Here is a 17,438-nt window from a genome sequence, read left to right as displayed (position 1 = left end):
AGCCATGATCCTCAACATCCCCACCCTGATCACCTGGCTGCGCATTGCCCTGATCCCCCTCATCGTGGTGGTCTTCTATCTGCCGGTCTCATGGGCGGGACCCGCCAGCGCGGGCATCTTCGCCCTGGCAGGGGTGACCGACTGGCTGGACGGCTACCTGGCCCGGCGTCTGGGGCAGACATCACGCTTTGGCGCCTTTCTGGACCCGGTGGCAGACAAACTCATGGTGGCCGCGGCGCTGGTCCTGGTGGTGGACCGGATGGGGGGTATCGTGGTGGCCGCCGCCGCCATAGTCATCATTGGCCGCGAGATTGCCATCTCCGCCCTCAGGGAATGGATGGCGCAGATCGGTCAGCAGCGCAAGGTGGCCGTATCCAGCATGGGCAAGCTCAAGACCACCGCCCAGATGGTGGCCATCTTCCTGCTGCTCTACGAGCAGCCCGTGGCCGGCATGCCCGTGGTCACCCTGGGTCTTGTCCTGCTCTATGTGGCAGCCGCCCTGACACTCTGGTCCATGATCCAGTACCTGCGCGCGGCGCTGCGCCGGGTGGAGGAGGTCTGACCTGCCCGGGGGCGGTGAGCTTGACACAAATTCCCGTGGCTCACTAAAATACGCGCTTCCTGCGGGAATAGCTCAGTTGGTAGAGCACAACCTTGCCAAGGTTGGGGTCGCGAGTTCGAGTCTCGTTTCCCGCTCCAGATATGGCACGGCACCAAACGATAAAAGCCCCGATTCCGGGGCTTTTATCGTTTGGTGCCGGCGGTCACGGGCCTGACGGCCGTGCGGCAACGGGGCCGGTCATCACCACGAGCGATAGGGGAGGAACTTGCCGTTCAGCGTGATCACGACGCGGTCCCCGTTCGGATCCTCCTGCTTCCGGATGTCCATGGAGAAGTCGATGGCGCTCATGATGCCATCACCGAACTTCTCATGAATGGTTTCCTTGATGGTATCGCCGTATACGCCGAGTGCCTCGTAGAGCCGGTAGATGACCGGGTCCTGCGGGACCGTCTTCTTCCATGACTTGTGGGGATACTCCTGCAGCGTGATGCACACCTCATCGTCGAGTTCGAGGAAATCGCAAAGCCGCCTTGCGATGTCCTCGGGCATGCTGTTCATGCCGAGACAGGCCGATGTAACCCACGTCTGACCCTTGCCCACCTCGGCGGCAATGGCCTCCCAGGTGAGTCCCCGGGCCTTTTTGGCAGCAATGATGCGGTCGGTCATTTCTTCTTTGTTCATCTCTTCTCCTCCGTCAATCAAAAAGTGTCAAAGTAACAACATTCGTTGCCGCGCGGCAATCGGGTTCGGCTCCCATTTATCCGTGTTGGCAGGCACAAGCCGTCAGTGTTTCGCCTGCAGCTGACTTCCCTTCGGTTGATGATATTCCTCGGCAAGCGGACAGGGCCTTCTCCGTCGAACGGGTATCTCCTTGGTTCTGCGGACGGACCAGTCCGAGGCCAGCGCCGTGAACGCGAGGCATGCCGGGCTTTTGTACCCACCCTTGCGGGTGATGACGGTGATCGCCTTCTGCGGAAGCCTGGGTGTCAAGTCAATGGCGTAAAGGCCGCACTGGCTGCGAACGATGGTCTTGGGCAGGACACTGGCAAGCGGTCCGACCTGAAGCATCTCGATGATCACGCTGAGCGAATTGGTCTCCATCACGGTGCGCGGCACGATGCCGTGCTCCAGGCAATAGCCGTCCACGTGGCGTCGCAACGCGAAGTCTCGATTGAGCAGTACCAGCGATTCCTGCCCGAATTCCTGTGCGTCCAGGCGGTCCTGCTGGCCCGCACGGGGGTGGGCGTTACCGACCGCAAGGCAGAGGGACTCTTCAAAGAGCAGGGTCGTCTCGATCTCGCCCGATCGTGTCGCTTTGCTCCGGGCCGGATGGCGAAAGGTAATGCCGACATCAATATGGTCGTCGGCCACGGCGGCTTCGATGTCGTCCTGGGGCATCTCCAGGGTGCTCAGCGTGATGCCGGGATAGAGGCTGTTGAATTCCACCAGCAGGGAGCACGTCAGGTAATCGGTGATCGGATTCCACCCCAGGCGGAGCGAGCCTCGGCTCAGGTCCTGCATGTCGTGGATGGCCCGTGTACCGGCGTCCAGTTCCCCCCAGGCCCGCCGGGCATGGCGCACGTAGACCTCGCCGGCGTCGGTCAACCGCACTGTCCGCCCCGTGCGGTCCAGCAGCGGGGATTGCAGCAGCTCCTCCAGTTGCTTGATCTGCTGGGACAGGCTGGGTTGTGATACGTGAAGGGCTTCGGCCGCCCGGGTGAAGCTGCCGTGCTCGGCGATCGCGAGCAGGTACTGAAGGGAGCGAGGGAAAACAACTTTTCTGGGCATAGGAAAGTCCTACGAGTTCAATAGTTATTAGTTCTTAGACTTATAGCACATCAGCGTTTAGGCTCCATACCCAGAAGAAATTTGCGGCCATTAGAAAACGCTTATATCCCATCCTGGATAAGCCCAGGGAATGCAGGACGGGAGTGGCCCGGAGCCGCGAGCAAGCCGGAAGGTCAGGAAAATCGGGACTTGCTGTAAATAGGAGAGTCCTATAAGTTCCATAATAATAAGTTCTTGGCCTAATGAGCGGCCCCTGCCTATACTCCGAAAGAGATACGCAGGATGTTCCTATAGGGATCGTCTATATCAAGCCTTGGGAAGGGGTCTTGTAACTCGACCTGCGACACGGCTTGTCCCGGTCGAAGGAAGGGGTCCCGGAATGTCAACGGCAAGCAGAGAGTAGTTCATGCGGCGCCTTGACGTGGCTGGATGGGTTCGGCCGGTGGATGGATCAGTAACTGAGGAGTGGTGATCGCACCCCCAGGAGGACGGGGCGCAAAGTTCTTGAAAACCCGGATTTGTTCGTAGTCCACAGTACATCTAAGGAGTCCAACACAATGTCATCGTCAACACGAGAAGAGGTGCTCCAGCATCTTCAGACCGTCGGACAGCTGCAGCCGGCACTGCATAAGCAGACGCACGCGCCGGCTCCGACGGAGATCACTCATACGCTCTACCGGGCGTACACGCGTTCGGCGCATGATGTCGGCGGTGAGTATGACGTGCCCATCGAGTGGCATGAGAAAGAAGAGGAAGTGTGGGAGCTCAACACCTTTGCGACCTGCGAATGCCTGGCATGGCGCGGCGTCTGGACGGCCGAGGAACGTCGTCGGCGTCAGAACGTTGATGTTGGCCAGACCATCTACCTCGGGCTTCCTTATTACGGGCGTTGGCTGATGACGGCGGCCCTGATCCTTATCGACAAACAGTACGTCACGCTCACTGAGCTGCACGACAAAATCGAAGAGGTGAGAAAGCGCTATGAGCAGAGTTGAGCACGATAGGACTCATCACGCCAAGATCGCCACGGGCGTTGGCGATCCCCAGTGTTTCAAGGGCAAGGCGGGGAAGGCCAAGTTCAAGATCGGTGATCGGGTTCGCGTCAAGGACCGCCCGGATATCTTTTATACCCGCACTATGACTTACGTCCGCGGGGCCGTCGGCACGATCGTCAGGACTGTTTATGAAAGCCCCCCTGCCGAGGACGAAGCCTGGGACAACACGGACAATGTCGTGTGGTTCTACAGCATCGTGTTCTCGCAGCGCGATCTCTGGCCCGAGTATCATGAGGTCTACGGGGGCGACACCCTGGAGACCGAAATCCCCGAGATGTATCTAGAGAAGGCGTAAGACGTTACGCCGACATACAAGATTAAAGAGGAAATGCAGATGGCAGATCATGACCACAAACCCGCACCGATGGTTGACGAGGTCAGCGATTTTGAGATCCTCGAATTGGCTGTCCGTGAATTGGCCATCGAGAAAGGGCTCTTTTCGGCAGAGGATCACCGGGTGTGGACCGAGTATGTACACACTCTCGGGCCATTGCCGGCGGCCCGCCTGGTGGCCAAGGCGTGGCTGGACCCCGAGTACAAGAAGCTGTGTGAAGAGGATGGTGTCGAGGCCAGCAAGGCCGTGGGCATCGACTGGGTGATGACTCCGCCGACCCACTTCGGCACCCCCAGTGATTACTGCAACCTCCGTGTCCTGGTGGATACGCCGAAACTGAAGCACGTCGTGGTCTGCACGCTCTGCTCCTGCTATCCCCGCCCGATTCTCGGCCAGTCCCCGGAGTGGTATCGCACCCCCAACTACCGTCGCCGTCTCGTGCGCTGGCCGCGCCAGGTGCTGTCGGAGTTCGGCATGCAGCTGCCTGAGGACGTTGAGGTGCGGGTGGCCGACTCCAACCAGAAGACCCGTTACATCGTGATGCCGGTCCGGCCCGAGGGCACCGAGGGTTGGACCGAGGATCAGCTGGCGGAGATCGTGACCCGCGACTGTCTGATCGGAGTTGCTTTGCCGAAGCCCGGCATTACTTCGAATGCGAAGCGCCCGGTCCTCAAGGCCAAGAACCCGGTTCACCACGACCACTGATTTTGGTCATATCCTTGAGGAGTCCGCCATGACTGCGACGAACCGTAACGGCTCGGATGGCCAGGAGATCGAAAGGGTCATCGATACGTCCCCGATCCCTTTGCTGGAGGATGTGCAGAGCAAGGGCAGGGTTTGGGAGGATCTGGCTGCCCAGTACGGGGTGACCAACCCGGATCCGCCATGGAAGATCACGCTGGAAGCCACGTGTGATCTGCTCGCGGGGGATTCCTGCGTGAAGTTCCATGAAGAGATCGAAGAGGGCTCCTGTGCGCTTCCGGCGCTCGAGCGTCGGGCCGAGGAGGACGACCTGTCGGAGACGATCTACGAGGAGGTGCCGTTCCCCGAGCGACAGCTTCTCGCCCTGGCGCACTCGATGATCCGGCGCGGTCTGCTCGATGAGGAAGAGCTGGCCCGTCGCATGGAGCAGGTGGGTCAGCGCCTGAACAGCGTTTGAGCCCCATCTTTACAGATGGATGTTGGAACCTGCGAGGCATGGATGCCCTGAATTTACCACGTGGATGCGACGGTGCCGTGCCGACAAGCGGTGCATTATTGAACGCGTCTGACCAGAAATTTCGTACAGCTTATTGCTCATTGGTAGGAGTCAATCGATGCCAGTCCGCGGCGTAGACATCAAGATCAAGGGCCTTACACACAAATACACGCCCAAGAGCCCGCTCACCTTCGAGGAAGTCAACCTGGAGGCAAAACCGGGGGAGGCCATCGCGATCATCGGCCGCTCCGGCTGCGGGAAGTCGACCCTTCTTCATATCATGGCCGGGCTGCTTCCTGCGACAGGCGGCAAGGTGCACCTCGGTGATACCGAGGTGCGGGGGCCCTCGCCTCGCTGGGTGATGATGTTTCAGGCCCCGCACCTGTTCCCGTGGATGCAGGTGACGCAGAACGTGGGTGTCGGATTGCGTTTCGCGGGCTGGCCGAAGAAGAAGATCGACGAGCGGGTCAACGAGGCGCTCAAGCTCGTAGAGCTCGAGAAGTTCGCCGACCACAATGTACAGGACCTGTCCGGAGGGCAGCAGCAGCGCGTGGCGCTGGCACGCTCCCTGGTCATGGAACCCGAGATCCTGATGCTGGATGAACCCTTCTCCGCGTTGGATGCTTTCACCCGCTCGTCCCTGCAGCACGATGTGCGCGCCATTGCCAAACGGATCGGTATCAACCTGATCCTTGTGACCCACGATATCGATGAAGCGGTCATCATGGCCGATCGCGCCCTGATCATGGCGGGGTCGCCCGGCAGGTTCATGGACGAGATGCAAGTCGACCTCCCGGATCCGCGCAACCGCGAGGACCCGGAAGTTCAAAGGATGCGCGCAGAGTTGATGACCGCCTTTCATGACGCGACAGCCAGTGCCAAGGGTCAGCGACCCGCGGCTGATGATGAAGAGGAGTCGCCGTCTGTGCAGCAACGGGGCTCCTCGCCGTCAGCCGCCGTGCCGGGCTGATCGGGCGCGAGGCATATCCTGGCCGTGCGTGGCGCCGTCTCGTGAGACGCGCAGGGGTGCGGATTGCAGAGCAATGAATGGCGCTCGGAGCGTCATGAGTTCTTCGGCAGGGACAGCGAGCGGCACACCAATAAGGTGACCGATCCATCAACGGGTAAACCACAAAAAAGTCTAGGAGGAGCCCCGATGACCACCAGGAAGAAATCAGGCGATCTTGAGCACCACAACCCACGACTGCCCCCAAGGGATCCGGATATTGCGGACGGGGCACCCGATCCGAGGCTGAGAGCGAGCTACGATCCGACAGACCCGCGCGCCGGTGTGAGAGGGATTCTCGGGATGGGTGCAGGCATCGAGAAGCCGGGTTTGATTGACCATGGCACGGGTCTCAACCGGCGCAGCTTCCTCAAAGCGGGGGCGGCTGCCGGCCTCGGCGCGATGATGCCGTGGGGCCAGGCCTGGCCGGACAAGCCCAAGGATGAGGTGGTGCGTGTCGGATACATCCCCATCACCGATGCGGCAGCCCTGTTGATTGCGTACGACAAGGGTTTCTACAAGGAGCAGGGGCTCGACGCCGTTCGCCCGGAACTCCATCGCGGCTGGATGCCTTTTGTGGAGGCTTTTCAGTCACACAGACACAATGTGTCGCATTTTCTCAATCCCATCCCGCTCTGGATGCGCTATGGCACGGGCGTCCCGGTCAAGATCACGGCCTGGGACCATACCAACGGCTCGGCCTGCGTGGTCGGCAGGCATACGGGAATCACCAGTTGGTCCGAGTTTGGCGGAAAGCAGGTGGCAGTGCCGTGGTGGTACTCCAACCACAACATCATCCTTCAGCAGTTCCTGCGGGAGTACGGCATCACACCGGTGATACGTTCCCAGGACGCGCAACTCGCGCCCAACGAGTGCAACCTGCAGGTGGTGGCGCCGCCGGACATGCCGCCCGCACTCGCCGCACGAAGAATCGATGCCTATATCGTTGCCGAGCCGTTCAATTCCCTGGGAGAGGTGCAGGCCGGGGCGAACATGCTGCGCTTCACGGGAGATTACTGGAAGGGTCATCCGTGCTGCGTGGTGGTGATGCACGAGGCGGACGTCGAGGATCCTGACCGCAAGGCGTGGACTCAAGCGGTCACGGACGCCATTGTCCAGGCTCAGCTCTGGATCGCGGAGAACCGGGAAGAGGCGGCTATGCGTCTTTCCCGCGACGGTGGTGGCTACCTGCCGTTCCCCTTCCAGGTGATCGACCGGGCGATGAACTTCTACGACCCGGCTTATTACGATAATCCTCAGGCAATCAAGCATGTGGAGTGGCAGCAGGACCGTATCAACATGCAGGCCTGGCCCTACCCATCGGCGACCAAAGTCGTGGTCGACGAGATGCGCAAGGTTGTCATCACGGGTGATCGTTCGTTCCTGGACGAGCTGGACACCGACTTTGTGGTCAATGATCTGGTCAACTACGACTTCATCAGGAACTCGCTCGAGAAGTTCCCGGCATGGCGGAATGACAAGAGCGTTCCACAGGAAGGCAATCCCTATGAACGTGAGGAGGTGTTCAAGATATGAGTACTGATGCCGCGCCCCAGGGGCGTGAGATGCCTGCTTTCGGCCGCATGTGCGTCCGTGGGGCGCGGCGCCTGATGTATGCCGCCGGGGGGATACTGGTGCTGCTGGTCCTGTGGCAGCTCGGAATCATGTACCTGGTGAGCCAGCCGGAGACCCGGGTGTTCGGGGGCTTCGGCCCGATTCCCACGTTCCTGAAGTTCCCGGAGCTGTGGGCGCAGGGCAGGATACAGAGCGCCATCAGCGCAAGTCTCGTGGACCGTCTGGGGACGGGGCTGCTTATTGCCTCAATCATCGGCGTGCCCCTGGGCATTCTCATCGGCCGCAGCAGGCGGTTCAGGGAACTCTCTCACTCGCCGTTCCAGTTCATTCGTATGGTCAGCCCCCTGGCATGGATGCCGCTGGCGGTGATCATCTTCGCGACATGGAACGGGGCGATCGTGTTTCTCATCGTGATCGCCGCGATGTGGCCGGTGGCGTACTCGACCGCAGCGGGGCTCGCCAAGGTGGACCCGAGCTGGTACAAGGTTGCGCGAAATCTTGGCGCCAGCCGCATCCACATTCTCAAGACAGTCATTCTGCCGGCGATTGCGTTCGATATCTTCAGTGGGTTGCGACTCGCCCTGGGTGTTGCGTGGATCGTGCTCGTGCCGGCTGAGCTGCTGGGGGTCACCTCGGGACTCGGTTACGCCATCAGGGACGCGCGTGAGACGGTGGATTACAGCTACCTGACGGCCATGCTGGTTACGATCGGCGTGATCGGGTTCATCATGGACAGCGTGCTTGTATGCCTGATCAACCGCTACAGCTGGTATCACCGCAGGAAACATTGATGGACGCTTTGAAAACGCATTGTGGTTGTACGAGGTCGACGGCCTGGCCGGCAGCGCGTGTTTGCGCGGTCCGGTCAGACGATACCGAAATGGCCTTCGCCAGCAGACGGAATCAGATAAAGGGGGATCAGCCTTGAGTACTGTACAGGCCGAAGTGGCGTCCGAGCGTACCCGTGCCGGTTTGAAGAGATGGGCGCAATCGAGCGGGAAGAAGGTCTTTGATTTCTGTGCGGGCCTCCTGATCCTGGTTGTGCTGTGGTGGCTCGGTGTCTGGTTGATCACCCTGGATCCGACCGCGCCGTTCTTTTTCGATCAGTTCGGGCCCGGAGCAGCACTCCTCGAGGGATTGCCCAAGCTGTGGGCATACGGGACGCTGCAGGAGTCGATCTCAGCCAGCGGTGCTCGCCTGGGCACGGGCCTGCTGCTCTCGATTGCGGTCGGGGTGCCCATCGGCATCATGGTTGGCCTGAGCAGGCTGACTGCCGAGACGACCCATGTTCCGTTCCAGCTGATGCGCATGACCAGCCCGCTGTCCTGGGAGCCTATCGCGGTGATTGCCCTGGCGACCTGGAACCAGGCGGTCGTTTTTCTGATTTTCATCGGCGCCGTGTGGCCGATCATCTTTGCCACAGCGGCAGGCGTCGCGAAGATCGATCCGTCCTGGCGGAAGGTTGCGCGTAACCTTGGGGCGAAGCCGTGGCAGATGCTGACTTCGGTGATCTGGCCGGCGATCGCCTACGACGTGATGACCGGGCTCCGGCTCGCGGTGGGTATCGCGTGGATCGTGATTATTCCCGCGGAGTTCTTCGGTACCAGTTCGGGAATCGGATATACGCTCCAGAACGCGCGTGAGAACCTGTTTTATGACGAACTCATGGCGATGATCGTCATCATCGGGTGTGTCGGCTATGTCATGGATGCCGTTCTGGTAAGGCTTCAGAAACGGGCAAGCTGGGTGCGCGAGGATTGAGCCGGAGGATAGTTGGCAGTGGGTCGGATGGTTCGGTACCGGAAACGTCTCGACGTAACGGCGCCAAACCAGGATCGCCACCCGGCCCTGAGATTGTGAGCGTAGATGATCATTTCGGACAGTTCCGAACCGTGTTGACTGTGATTGTCAAACCAAAGGAGGCAACACCATGAAAGAACAGATTGCAACGGCTGCCACGCTGCGTACCGCGAGCGTCTCGACCTCGCTGTCCAGCCCGATGTTCCAGATCGCCGCGACCTTCATGCTGGGCATGGTGATGCTCTTCGGGGTGGGTTTCGTGGATATGTCCGCAGTGCATACCGCTGCCCATGACATGCGCCACGCAGCGGGTTTCCCCTGCCACTAGGACGCAGTTGATGCTCTTTCGGCAAATCGTGCTCTATGCGCTGCTCATCGGTGCGGCGACCGGCCTGCTGCTGACTGCCGTGCAGTTTTGGCAGGTCTTCCCGATCATCCAGAGTGCGGAGCATTTCGAGGACGAACTCGCATCTCTCCATGCACACAGTGGCCACGGCCACGAGCACGGGGCCCATGATCACGATCATGAACATGGGGACGGGGTGCAGCGAACGGGCTTGACCCTGCTGTCCAACATGATGATCGGCGCCGGGTTCGCCATGTTGATGCTCAGCGTGATGGTGGCCTCACACAGGAATCAGGCCGCAGCCGGATTCCACTGGCGCCACGGGCTGATCTGGGGCGCCGCAGGATACGCTGTTTTCTTCCTGGCACCGGCGCTTGGTCAGCCGCCCGAGATTCCGGGGGCCGCCGGGGCGTCTCTGGAGGCGCGACAGCTATGGTGGCTATTCACTGTTGTGTGCACGGCCGCGGGACTCGCCGGGGTGGCGTTTCTCAGATCACCCTGGCGCTGGGCCGCGCTCGGATTGCTGGCGGTGCCGCACCTGGTCGGCGCGCCGGAGCCGTCCACGGCCATGTTTGCGGAGTATCCACCGGCCATGGCGGCGGAACTGGAGGTGCTGGCCCGACAGTTCTTCGGTGCGACGGCACTTGCCAACGCCATTCAGTGGCTCGTGTTGGGGCTTACCTCGGCCTGGGCGGTACGGCGAATTCTGACAAGTTCGAAAGCCAACGTGTAGGAGAGTAGGAGACATGACCATGAAAGAACAGATTGCATCGGCTGCCACGCTGCGTACCGCGAGTGTCTCGACTTCGCTGTCCAGCCCCATGTTCCAGATCGCCGCGGCCTTCATGCTGGGCATGGTGATGCTGTTCGGGGTGGGGTTTGTGGATATGTCCGCGGTGCATACCGCGGCCCATGACATGCGCCATGCAGCGGGTTTCCCCTGCCACTAGAAACGACGGGGAGCGTCTCGACAGTTTACGGTCCCCGACAGGCAATTTATCAAGTACAGATGATGGCTACAGTCGCGGACGCGACGCAGTCCAAAGCGAGGCAAGTACACCATAATGTCAAGTCAAATCAACATCGTTTGCGTGTCCGGAACACGTGAAAAGCTGCAGATGGCCGCAATGATGGCATCGGTCGCAGCCGCCAGCGGAGATACGGTGACCGTGTTCTTTTCCATGAACGCGCTGACGTACTTCGTCAAGGGGAACGTCGCGGATGCACCCGTGGAAGGCGAGTTCGGAACGCTCATGGCACATGAGGGTGTGCCGCCGTTCAGACAGCTTTTCCAGCAGGCGGCTGAGCTTGGCGACGCACAGTTGTTGCCGTGCTCGATGGCGATGGACTTACTGAAAATCACGGGAGACGATCTCGACCCGGAGTTTGGTCCGCCAACGGGTCTGACGCGTTTTCTCGTTCAATCCGAGGGTGGGCAGCTGCTCACTTTCTGACCGCGGCAGGAGCAATCAAGTTATGAGTGAAGTGAAAGTTATTGACGCATGCAACACCTTCTGTCCCGGACCGCTCATGGAGCTCATCACCCATATGAAGCAGGCCAACGTGGGTGACACGCTTGAGCTGCTGTCGACCGACAGCGGCACGGCCACTGACGTGCCGGAGTGGATCAACAAGGTCGGGCACGAGATGATCAGCGCCGAACAGGTTGGCGACATCTGGCATATCAAGGTTCGGAAGACCAAGTAGTGAATGCGCAGTTTTTCGAGGCGCCTATTGCCGACGGGCAGAAACGTTTCAGCACAAAGCGAGGATTGTCATGAAAATCGTAGTAGTCGGGGGGGGTACGGGCGGCACCATCGTGGCCAACAATCTGGCACGGCGATTGGCCCCGGAGATTAAGGACCGAAAGGTCCAGATCAGTATGCTCACGGACTCGGATCGCCACATGTATCAACCCGGTCTGCTCTATGTCGCCTTCGGGCAAATGACGCCCGATCAGCTTTATCGCGATCAGGCCTCCCTGCTCGAGCCGAGCGTTGATTTCCATGTGGATGCGGTCACCGAATTTCGGCTCGACAGGAACGAGGTTGAAACGAGAAGCGGGAAGATCCACAAGTACGATATCCTGATCATTGCAACGGGCGCACGTATCGTGCCGGAGGAAGTGCCGGGGCTGAAGGAAGGGTCGGAAAGTTTCTTCACGGAGGAAAGTGCGGTCCGGATGCACAAGCGTCTCATGGAGTTCGAGGGCGGCACCATCGTGATGACGGTATCCATCCCGCACAAGTGCCCGGTGGCGCCGGTGGAAGCCATCTTCATGATGCACGACTTCTTCAAGGCGCGCGGTATCCGCGACAAGGTGACGCTGCGCTATCAGTATCCCGTCAATGCGGTCCACGCCACCCGCAACGTCGCTCACTGGGCCAAGCCGGAGTTCGACAAGGCGGGTATTGAGTATGAAACGCTGTTCAACCTGAAAGAGGTGGATCCGGTCAACAAGGTGATCCATAGCGAGGAAGGCACCGAACTCAAGTACGACATGCTGATCGCGATCCCACCCCACCGGGGATCTGAAATCGCCGACAAGAACAACCTGGGACAGGGAGGTTGGATCCCGACCCACCGTAACAAACTGAGTGTAGAGGGATACGATAACGTCTATGCAATCGGTGATTGCACGAACATCCCCGTGAGCAAAACCGGATCGGCTGCGCATTTCGAGGCGGAGGTGCTGGCCGAGAACATCTCCTCCATGATCAAGACCGGCACTTCGGTGCGCGAGTATGACGGGCGGGTCTATTGCTTTATCGAGGCCGGTTACGATCGTGCCACTTACAATTCGTTCGACTACGTCAATCTGCCCGACCTGAAGCCTCCGTCCAAGGCGATTCACTGGTTCAAGATGGCGTACAACCAGATGTACTGGACCACAGTGCGCGGGTTACTCTGAGGAGAAATAATCGGGATGGCAAACGAAAAACCACAGGTTTCTGCAATGGTGAATGAAGCGGACGAAACGTCACAAGGAGTGCCTGCGCTCGATGAGGCGGCGGTCAACGATCTGGTCGAGATCATTCATTTTCTGGGATCGGCCAAGGACGCGATGTCCGATGACATGGTGACACGCATCGCGCACACGGCCAGCGAATCCATGGCAATGCTCGACCGCCTCCTGCGCAATGAAGGTCTGCGCCGCCTTCTCCAGGTGCTGGATCGCCCTGAAAGTCAGTTCCTTCTGGTGAGCCTGGCGGATGCCATCGGCAAGATGAGTCGCGAACTGGCGACTATTCCGCCTGCCGAAGGCGGTATTTCGGGTATCTGGCGGGTGGCCCGCGAACCCGGTACCCAGGAAGGGCTTCGAGCGCTTTCAATGCTCGGCAAGTACTGGAATGAGGCCTTGCGGGATCTGCACCGACAGGGTAGCTGAGTTCCTCGAACATCATATGGACTTGTAGCAGCGCACCCGGGAGTGCCCGGAGCAGGTTATTTCGGCCGGGAGCCTGCGCGCTGCGAATTTTTTGCATGACATTCCTGTCATTCTAACGGTCATGAGTTCAACTCCCAGTTGCAACTCAGCCTGGTGGTATGGGGGCAAGCCGCGGCAGCATCACGGGTTTCTCATTCCGCCAGGAAATGAGGAGCAGGACAGGATGGCCTCCCCCATGCCTGGCCCCCGTGGTGATGCCCTCTCGGAGATGCAGGAGGCTTCCGAAGGTGTGAATCGAGACACTGCTGCCAGGCCTTATCGCAGATGGCAGATGCGGGCCTTATCCGCGAACTATCGATCCATCGAGCCGGTGCTTCGCTACACTGCTCCTTGCGAGGAACATCTGCCCGATCTGATAAGCCGCCTGGCAAAGATCGCCGGGAAGCTCCCCGACCGGTTCCGCGAGGGGACACCCGCCCGCGGGGGGCCGTGCGGCGGTCCTGCCAAAGGGCCGGAGGGACCCCGCCCCGACGAACACCGGGAACCCCGCATGATGTCCAGGGAGCGGGCCAGTCTTCAACATCGGCAGCGCGTCTCGCCTGGCCTTGTCTGGTTGCAGAGATGTACCGTACGGTACATACTAAACGGCACGGTACAATGCCCACGAGGAATCGACCATGTCCGAACGACCGCCATTCCCGCCGTTTACCCGCGAGACCGCCATCCAGAAGGTCCGGATGGCCGAGAACGCATGGAACACCGGCGATCCGGAGAAGGTATCGCTCGCTTATACTGAGGACAGCCGTTGGCGCAACCGCGCTGAGTTCTTCCAGGGACGTGAAGCGATCGTGGCCTTTCTTAAGCGCAAGTGGGCACGTGAGCTGGATTACCGCCTGATCAAGGAACTGTGGGCATTTCATGACAACCGGATTGCGGTGCGTTTTCAGTACGAGTGGCATGACGATTCCGGCAACTGGTTTCGTGCCCACGGCAACGAGAACTGGGAGTTTGACGAGCGGGGGCTGATGCGTCGGCGTGAGGCCAGCATCAACGATGTGCCCATCGGGGAATCCGAGCGCAAGTTCCTGTGGAAGCAGGGACCGCGCCCCGACGATTTTCCGGGACTGACGGAGTTGGGGCTCTAGGTCATGCCCCGTGAAATCGCGGAACGGCGCGATGTGATCCCGGTGCTCGGGGAAGTCTTCAGGGAACATGGCTTCGCGGGATCCTCGCTTTCTGAGATTACCCGCCGGACCGGCCTTGGAAAGGGCAGCCTCTATCATTTCTTTCCGGACGGGAAAACGGAGATGGCGGAGGCCGTTCTGGACGACGTGGCGAACTGGTTCGAGACGAACGTCTTCGCGGTGCTCCGGGAAAGCCGGGATCCGGGGCAAGGCATCGCAAGGATGTTCGAGGAGGTCGATCGTTACTTCCGTTCCGGCAAGCGCATCTGCCTGGTCGGTGCCTTTGCGCTGGACGATACCCGGGACCGGTTCGAAACCCGGGTGAATGAGTACTTCACCGCATGGACGCGGGCGCTTGCGGACGCCCTGAAACGCAATGGTTTTGCCGCAAGAGAGGCAAGGGAGACCGCGGAGGACATCGTCGCGGGCATCCAGGGTGCGCTGGTCCTGGCCCGGTCGCAGGATGACCCGGCGGTATTCACCCGCGTGCTGAAGCGCCTTCGGGAGCGCACAACGGCTGGCACGGATCAATAGACGTCCGATTGCCGGTATTCCAACTCGTGTCGTGACGCGTTCGGAAGGGGTCTGGATGGAACTGCGCAACCGGAACAGCACAAGCACTCGCATGGACATAGTGTCATCCCGGCAGGCATCCCTGCGCAAGCGGATCAGTGAACACCCGCTGTATGCTGCGCTCCAAACCGAAAGCAATCTCAAGGTGTTCATGGAACACCATGTCTATGCGGTATGGGATTTCATGTCTCTTATCAAGTCACTGCAGAGGATCATTGCACCGACGCGCGTTCCGTGGGTTCCGTCCGGACATGCGCACCATGTCCGTTTCATCAATCAACTGGTTCTGGAGGAGGAGTCGGATCACGCCTTGACGGATGACGGCGGCGCCCCGTACGCCTGCCATTTCGAGAGCTACCTTCAGGCAATGAAAGAGGTAGGCGCGGATGTTTGTCCGGTTTCGGCGTTTGTTGACCGGGTGCGCGACGAGGGCCTTGATGGCGCCCTCGAGGATCCCGGAATTCCGGCGCCGGCAAGAGAGTTCATGCGATTTACGTTCAAGATCATTGAGCGCGGGCAGCCCCATCTTCTGGCGGCGGTACTGGCGTATGGCCGGGAGGCCCTGCTGCCCCGGCTGTTCCGGTCATTACGGGAAGGATTGGCGATACATCCGCGCCACGCACCCCATCTCTACGGGTACTTTCAACGCCATATTGAGCTCGACGAACAGGAGCACGGCCCGCTTATGGTTCGGGTGGTGCAGGATCTGTGTGATGATTCGGCCGCGAAACAGACGGAGGCGATGGATGTCGCGGAACGCGCCCTCGTGGCCCGGCTCCGGTTCTGGGACGGCATCCATCAGGCATTACCTGCATGACATTGTTCAATGAAAGGCATTGAACAGGCACTGATCCGTTTCTTTGAACAGGTGGCGCAGAGAGACAGCGTGTTGCTGGAGAAGCTGAACAGGGAAGGATCCTTCAGCGTGGAGGACGATCGATGGGACTTCACCCTGCCGGATCTGCACCGGTTTCTTCAATGTCACCAGCCTGTTTTCGGCACGATTGACTATAAGGCTTTTCGGCAGGCGATATTCAACAGCCCGGTCAATCAGGCCGTCAGGACGTACGACGCGGAAGTGATCATTGCCGATAACCAGGGAAAGGTGGACCAGTCAACTTACGCCATGGTCTGGAACACGGCTGAATCCCGGCCCTGATTCCGCATGAAGCGGACCTGCCTTTCGGTAAGCCGTTCAACCGGTTTCGACAGGATGTTCTTGATGATCTTTTCGATCCCGACGAAGACGCGCGCTGGACAATCAACAGATTTCGGGGTCCGGTGGCCTGTCCCCGGGAGTGCCCAGGAACGGCACGGGCAAGGGTGCGGGGATCGGGATGAGGCCGCGCCGGGGCGGTCCCGGTACCCGGAACTCTGAGGGCTGGCGGTCGAACGCACGGCCACGCCTCCGTGCCGATCCCGGGTCCGTCATCATGGGCGCCAGCCGTCGGGCGGTGGGTGACCGGGCCCGGGACAGCCGGATCCGTTGCCGCCTGAGGAGCCTGTTTATTACAATGACCCCTTTGGTTGTTCACTGCGTCCTTTCCAGGGTTGTCGACCCCAGGAGTCACGAGTCTTTTGGTTTCCGGGGCAGGGATGCTATCATCCCCGTCTTTCGGTGCCCCTCGGCTGGGTGGCAGAGTGGTTATGCAGCGGCCTGCAAAGCCGTGTACGCCGGTTCGATTCCGACCCCAGCCTCCATTTCCTTCCGGATCACCCTGTCTGTGCGGCTACAATGTCGTTGTCGGTGCCTTTCCCATGCCCGGGTGGCGGAACAGGTAGACGCAGGGGACTTAAAATCCCCCGGCTTTGGCCGTGCCGGTTCGAGTCCGGCCCCGGGCACCATCCCTTCCCAGGACCTCGGGGTCTGATGGGTTGGGATATCCCGCGTCTCAGTCCTCGGTGGTGGCGGCGACCCAGATCCCGTAATCACAACGCAACAGCGTACCTGCACTGTCCACCAGATCACCGTGGGCATAGGCCACACCGTTGAAGTGACACACGGGTTCGCCCGGCACCTCCTGACGCAACACCTCCATTTCCTCATCCATCTCCATGGCGATGGGCGAATTCTGCAGCTCCGGATCCTGGGCGCCCACGTGGAGCGCTGTGCGGCTTTCTGTCATCTGGGATCTCCCGTTCGGTATGTCGTCTGGGGGCGCAAGGCCTGAATCTGAAGCATGCCCCCGTTCATCGGCGCGCGCCTTGATCGCCGTCACCCGTGCGTGCCATGGGCAACTGCTACACTCGCGTGAGTTGGGCGCCGTCGATATCCGCTCTGAACAGTGTACAACGCCCTATCATTGCTTCACACGGCCGATCGGGGGAACCATGGGAAAACCGAGCGACGAAGAACTCAAGACCGCCCTGACCGAGGCCGCACGGATGCGTGAACAGGGTGAGGACCCCCGGTTCCTGGCAAAGTGTCTGCTCAACCTGCACTACCGGATGAAACATCTGGAGCATGTGCGCCAGGCCGCGGAGAGTTACCTGCATTCGGGGCTCGCCGAACACAATCACGCCGTGCTCATACGTGCCATCGACGCGTGCAGGCAAGCCGAGATCCGGGGCGGCCCGGAAGAGGGCGAGGATCCGTGGCTGGAATGACCGGGCAGCCGGTTGCCCCGCT

General features: G+C 60.3%; 24 protein-coding genes and 3 tRNA genes. 24 read left to right on the top strand and 3 right to left on the bottom strand.

What is annotated here, in order from left to right:
- Positions 1-4: 4 nt before the first annotated feature.
- Both pgsA and THITHI_RS0103975 read left to right on the top strand, forming a co-directional pair.
- Positions 5-562 (top strand): CDP-diacylglycerol--glycerol-3-phosphate 3-phosphatidyltransferase, encoded by a 558-nt coding sequence (gene pgsA, locus THITHI_RS0103980; RefSeq protein ID WP_018231779.1) that lies wholly within the window; start codon positions 5-7, stop codon positions 560-562.
- A gap of 61 nt (positions 563-623) precedes the next feature.
- Positions 624-699, top strand: a tRNA-Gly gene (locus THITHI_RS0103975).
- 103 nt (positions 700-802) lie between these two features.
- Here the strand turns inward: THITHI_RS0103975 and cynS are convergent.
- Positions 803-1,243, bottom strand: coding sequence for a cyanase (cynS, locus tag THITHI_RS0103970; protein ID WP_018231778.1), 441 nt, complete (start codon positions 1,241-1,243; stop codon positions 803-805).
- 102 nt (positions 1,244-1,345) lie between these two features.
- On the bottom strand, positions 1,346-2,350 hold the full coding sequence (gene cynR / locus THITHI_RS0103965) for a transcriptional regulator CynR (RefSeq protein ID WP_018231777.1): 1,005 nt from the start codon (positions 2,348-2,350) through the stop codon (positions 1,346-1,348).
- A 557-nt stretch (positions 2,351-2,907) separates the two neighbouring features.
- Between cynR and THITHI_RS21080 the strand changes: the two genes are divergently transcribed.
- The 21 genes from THITHI_RS21080 to THITHI_RS0103865 all read left to right on the top strand — a co-directional run bounded on the left by THITHI_RS21080 (position 2,908) and on the right by THITHI_RS0103865 (position 16,654).
- Entirely contained in the window at positions 2,908-3,345 is a 438-nt protein-coding gene (locus THITHI_RS21080) for an SH3-like domain-containing protein (RefSeq protein ID WP_198005573.1), read from the top strand.
- The gene (locus THITHI_RS21075) at positions 3,332-3,700 is read left to right on the top strand and encodes an SH3-like domain-containing protein (RefSeq protein ID WP_198005572.1); all 369 of its coding nucleotides are present in this window, start codon (positions 3,332-3,334) and stop codon (positions 3,698-3,700) included. The genes THITHI_RS21080 and THITHI_RS21075 overlap by 14 nt, the downstream gene beginning before the upstream one ends.
- Before the next feature lie 39 nt (positions 3,701-3,739).
- On the top strand, positions 3,740-4,444 hold the full coding sequence (gene scnC, locus THITHI_RS0103955) for a thiocyanate hydrolase subunit gamma (RefSeq protein WP_083908650.1): 705 nt from the start codon (positions 3,740-3,742) through the stop codon (positions 4,442-4,444).
- Between the two features lie 28 nt (positions 4,445-4,472).
- A complete protein-coding gene (locus THITHI_RS0103950; protein WP_018231775.1) occupies positions 4,473-4,898 on the top strand; it encodes a hypothetical protein in 426 nt (141 codons plus the stop codon).
- Positions 4,899-5,055: 157 nt separating this feature from the next.
- Positions 5,056-5,907: an ABC transporter ATP-binding protein gene (locus THITHI_RS0103945; RefSeq protein WP_018231774.1), complete on the top strand. Its 852-nt coding sequence runs from the start codon at positions 5,056-5,058 to the stop codon at positions 5,905-5,907.
- Between the two features lie 339 nt (positions 5,908-6,246).
- A complete protein-coding gene (locus THITHI_RS0103940; protein ID WP_018231773.1) occupies positions 6,247-7,479 on the top strand; it encodes an ABC transporter substrate-binding protein in 1,233 nt (410 codons plus the stop codon).
- Positions 7,476-8,309 carry an ABC transporter permease gene (locus THITHI_RS0103935; RefSeq protein WP_018231772.1) on the top strand — a complete coding sequence of 278 codons (834 nt, stop codon included), beginning with the start codon at positions 7,476-7,478 and terminating at the stop codon, positions 8,307-8,309. Before THITHI_RS0103940 ends, THITHI_RS0103935 begins: the two co-directional genes overlap by 4 nt.
- 133 nt (positions 8,310-8,442) lie before the next feature.
- A complete protein-coding gene (locus THITHI_RS0103930) occupies positions 8,443-9,279 on the top strand; it encodes an ABC transporter permease (protein WP_026186039.1) in 837 nt (278 codons plus the stop codon).
- A 169-nt stretch (positions 9,280-9,448) separates the two neighbouring features.
- Positions 9,449-9,646 (top strand): CbtB domain-containing protein, encoded by a 198-nt coding sequence (locus THITHI_RS0103925; RefSeq protein WP_018231770.1) that lies wholly within the window; start codon positions 9,449-9,451, stop codon positions 9,644-9,646.
- 10 nt (positions 9,647-9,656) lie between these two features.
- A complete protein-coding gene (locus THITHI_RS0103920; protein WP_018231769.1) occupies positions 9,657-10,397 on the top strand; it encodes a CbtA family protein in 741 nt (246 codons plus the stop codon).
- A gap of 19 nt (positions 10,398-10,416) precedes the next feature.
- Positions 10,417-10,614: a CbtB domain-containing protein gene (locus THITHI_RS0103915; RefSeq protein WP_156820469.1), complete on the top strand. Its 198-nt coding sequence runs from the start codon at positions 10,417-10,419 to the stop codon at positions 10,612-10,614.
- 114 nt (positions 10,615-10,728) lie between these two features.
- Positions 10,729-11,118 (top strand): DsrE family protein, encoded by a 390-nt coding sequence (locus tag THITHI_RS0103910; RefSeq protein WP_033336901.1) that lies wholly within the window; start codon positions 10,729-10,731, stop codon positions 11,116-11,118.
- Between the two features lie 22 nt (positions 11,119-11,140).
- The gene (locus tag THITHI_RS0103905; RefSeq protein ID WP_018231766.1) at positions 11,141-11,371 is read left to right on the top strand and encodes a sulfurtransferase TusA family protein; all 231 of its coding nucleotides are present in this window, start codon (positions 11,141-11,143) and stop codon (positions 11,369-11,371) included.
- 70 nt (positions 11,372-11,441) lie between these two features.
- Positions 11,442-12,575 (top strand): NAD(P)/FAD-dependent oxidoreductase, encoded by a 1,134-nt coding sequence (locus tag THITHI_RS0103900; RefSeq protein WP_018231765.1) that lies wholly within the window; start codon positions 11,442-11,444, stop codon positions 12,573-12,575.
- Positions 12,576-12,590: 15 nt separating this feature from the next.
- A complete protein-coding gene (locus THITHI_RS0103895) occupies positions 12,591-13,052 on the top strand; it encodes a hypothetical protein (protein WP_198005570.1) in 462 nt (153 codons plus the stop codon).
- A 677-nt stretch (positions 13,053-13,729) separates the two neighbouring features.
- On the top strand, positions 13,730-14,197 hold the full coding sequence (locus THITHI_RS0103890; protein WP_018231763.1) for a nuclear transport factor 2 family protein: 468 nt from the start codon (positions 13,730-13,732) through the stop codon (positions 14,195-14,197).
- A gap of 3 nt (positions 14,198-14,200) precedes the next feature.
- A complete protein-coding gene (locus tag THITHI_RS0103885) occupies positions 14,201-14,770 on the top strand; it encodes a TetR/AcrR family transcriptional regulator (RefSeq protein ID WP_018231762.1) in 570 nt (189 codons plus the stop codon).
- A gap of 55 nt (positions 14,771-14,825) precedes the next feature.
- Complete coding sequence (locus tag THITHI_RS0103880) at positions 14,826-15,626, top strand: DUF3050 domain-containing protein (RefSeq protein ID WP_018231761.1); 801 nt, start codon at positions 14,826-14,828, stop codon at positions 15,624-15,626.
- A 9-nt stretch (positions 15,627-15,635) separates the two neighbouring features.
- Positions 15,636-15,968, top strand: a complete 333-nt coding sequence (locus tag THITHI_RS0103875; RefSeq protein ID WP_018231760.1) for a hypothetical protein — start codon at positions 15,636-15,638, stop codon at positions 15,966-15,968.
- Between the two features lie 468 nt (positions 15,969-16,436).
- Positions 16,437-16,510: transfer RNA gene (locus tag THITHI_RS0103870), tRNA-Cys, on the top strand.
- A 59-nt stretch (positions 16,511-16,569) separates the two neighbouring features.
- Positions 16,570-16,654 (top strand) — tRNA-Leu (locus THITHI_RS0103865).
- 47 nt (positions 16,655-16,701) lie between these two features.
- Here the strand turns inward: THITHI_RS0103865 and THITHI_RS0103860 are convergent.
- Positions 16,702-16,935 (bottom strand): hypothetical protein, encoded by a 234-nt coding sequence (locus THITHI_RS0103860; protein WP_018231759.1) that lies wholly within the window; start codon positions 16,933-16,935, stop codon positions 16,702-16,704.
- Between the two features lie 205 nt (positions 16,936-17,140).
- Here THITHI_RS0103860 and THITHI_RS0103855 point away from each other — a divergent pair, with 205 nt between their 5' ends.
- Positions 17,141-17,416 carry a hypothetical protein gene (locus THITHI_RS0103855; RefSeq protein ID WP_018231758.1) on the top strand — a complete coding sequence of 92 codons (276 nt, stop codon included), beginning with the start codon at positions 17,141-17,143 and terminating at the stop codon, positions 17,414-17,416.
- The last annotated feature ends 22 nt before the right edge of the window (positions 17,417-17,438 follow it).

Source organism: Thioalkalivibrio thiocyanodenitrificans ARhD 1 (assembly GCF_000378965.1).
Taxonomy (GTDB): Bacteria; Pseudomonadota; Gammaproteobacteria; order Ectothiorhodospirales; family Ectothiorhodospiraceae; genus Thioalkalivibrio_A; species Thioalkalivibrio_A thiocyanodenitrificans.
The sequence above is the reverse complement of the archived record's forward strand: the minus strand, read 5'-3'. Positions and strand labels throughout refer to the sequence as shown.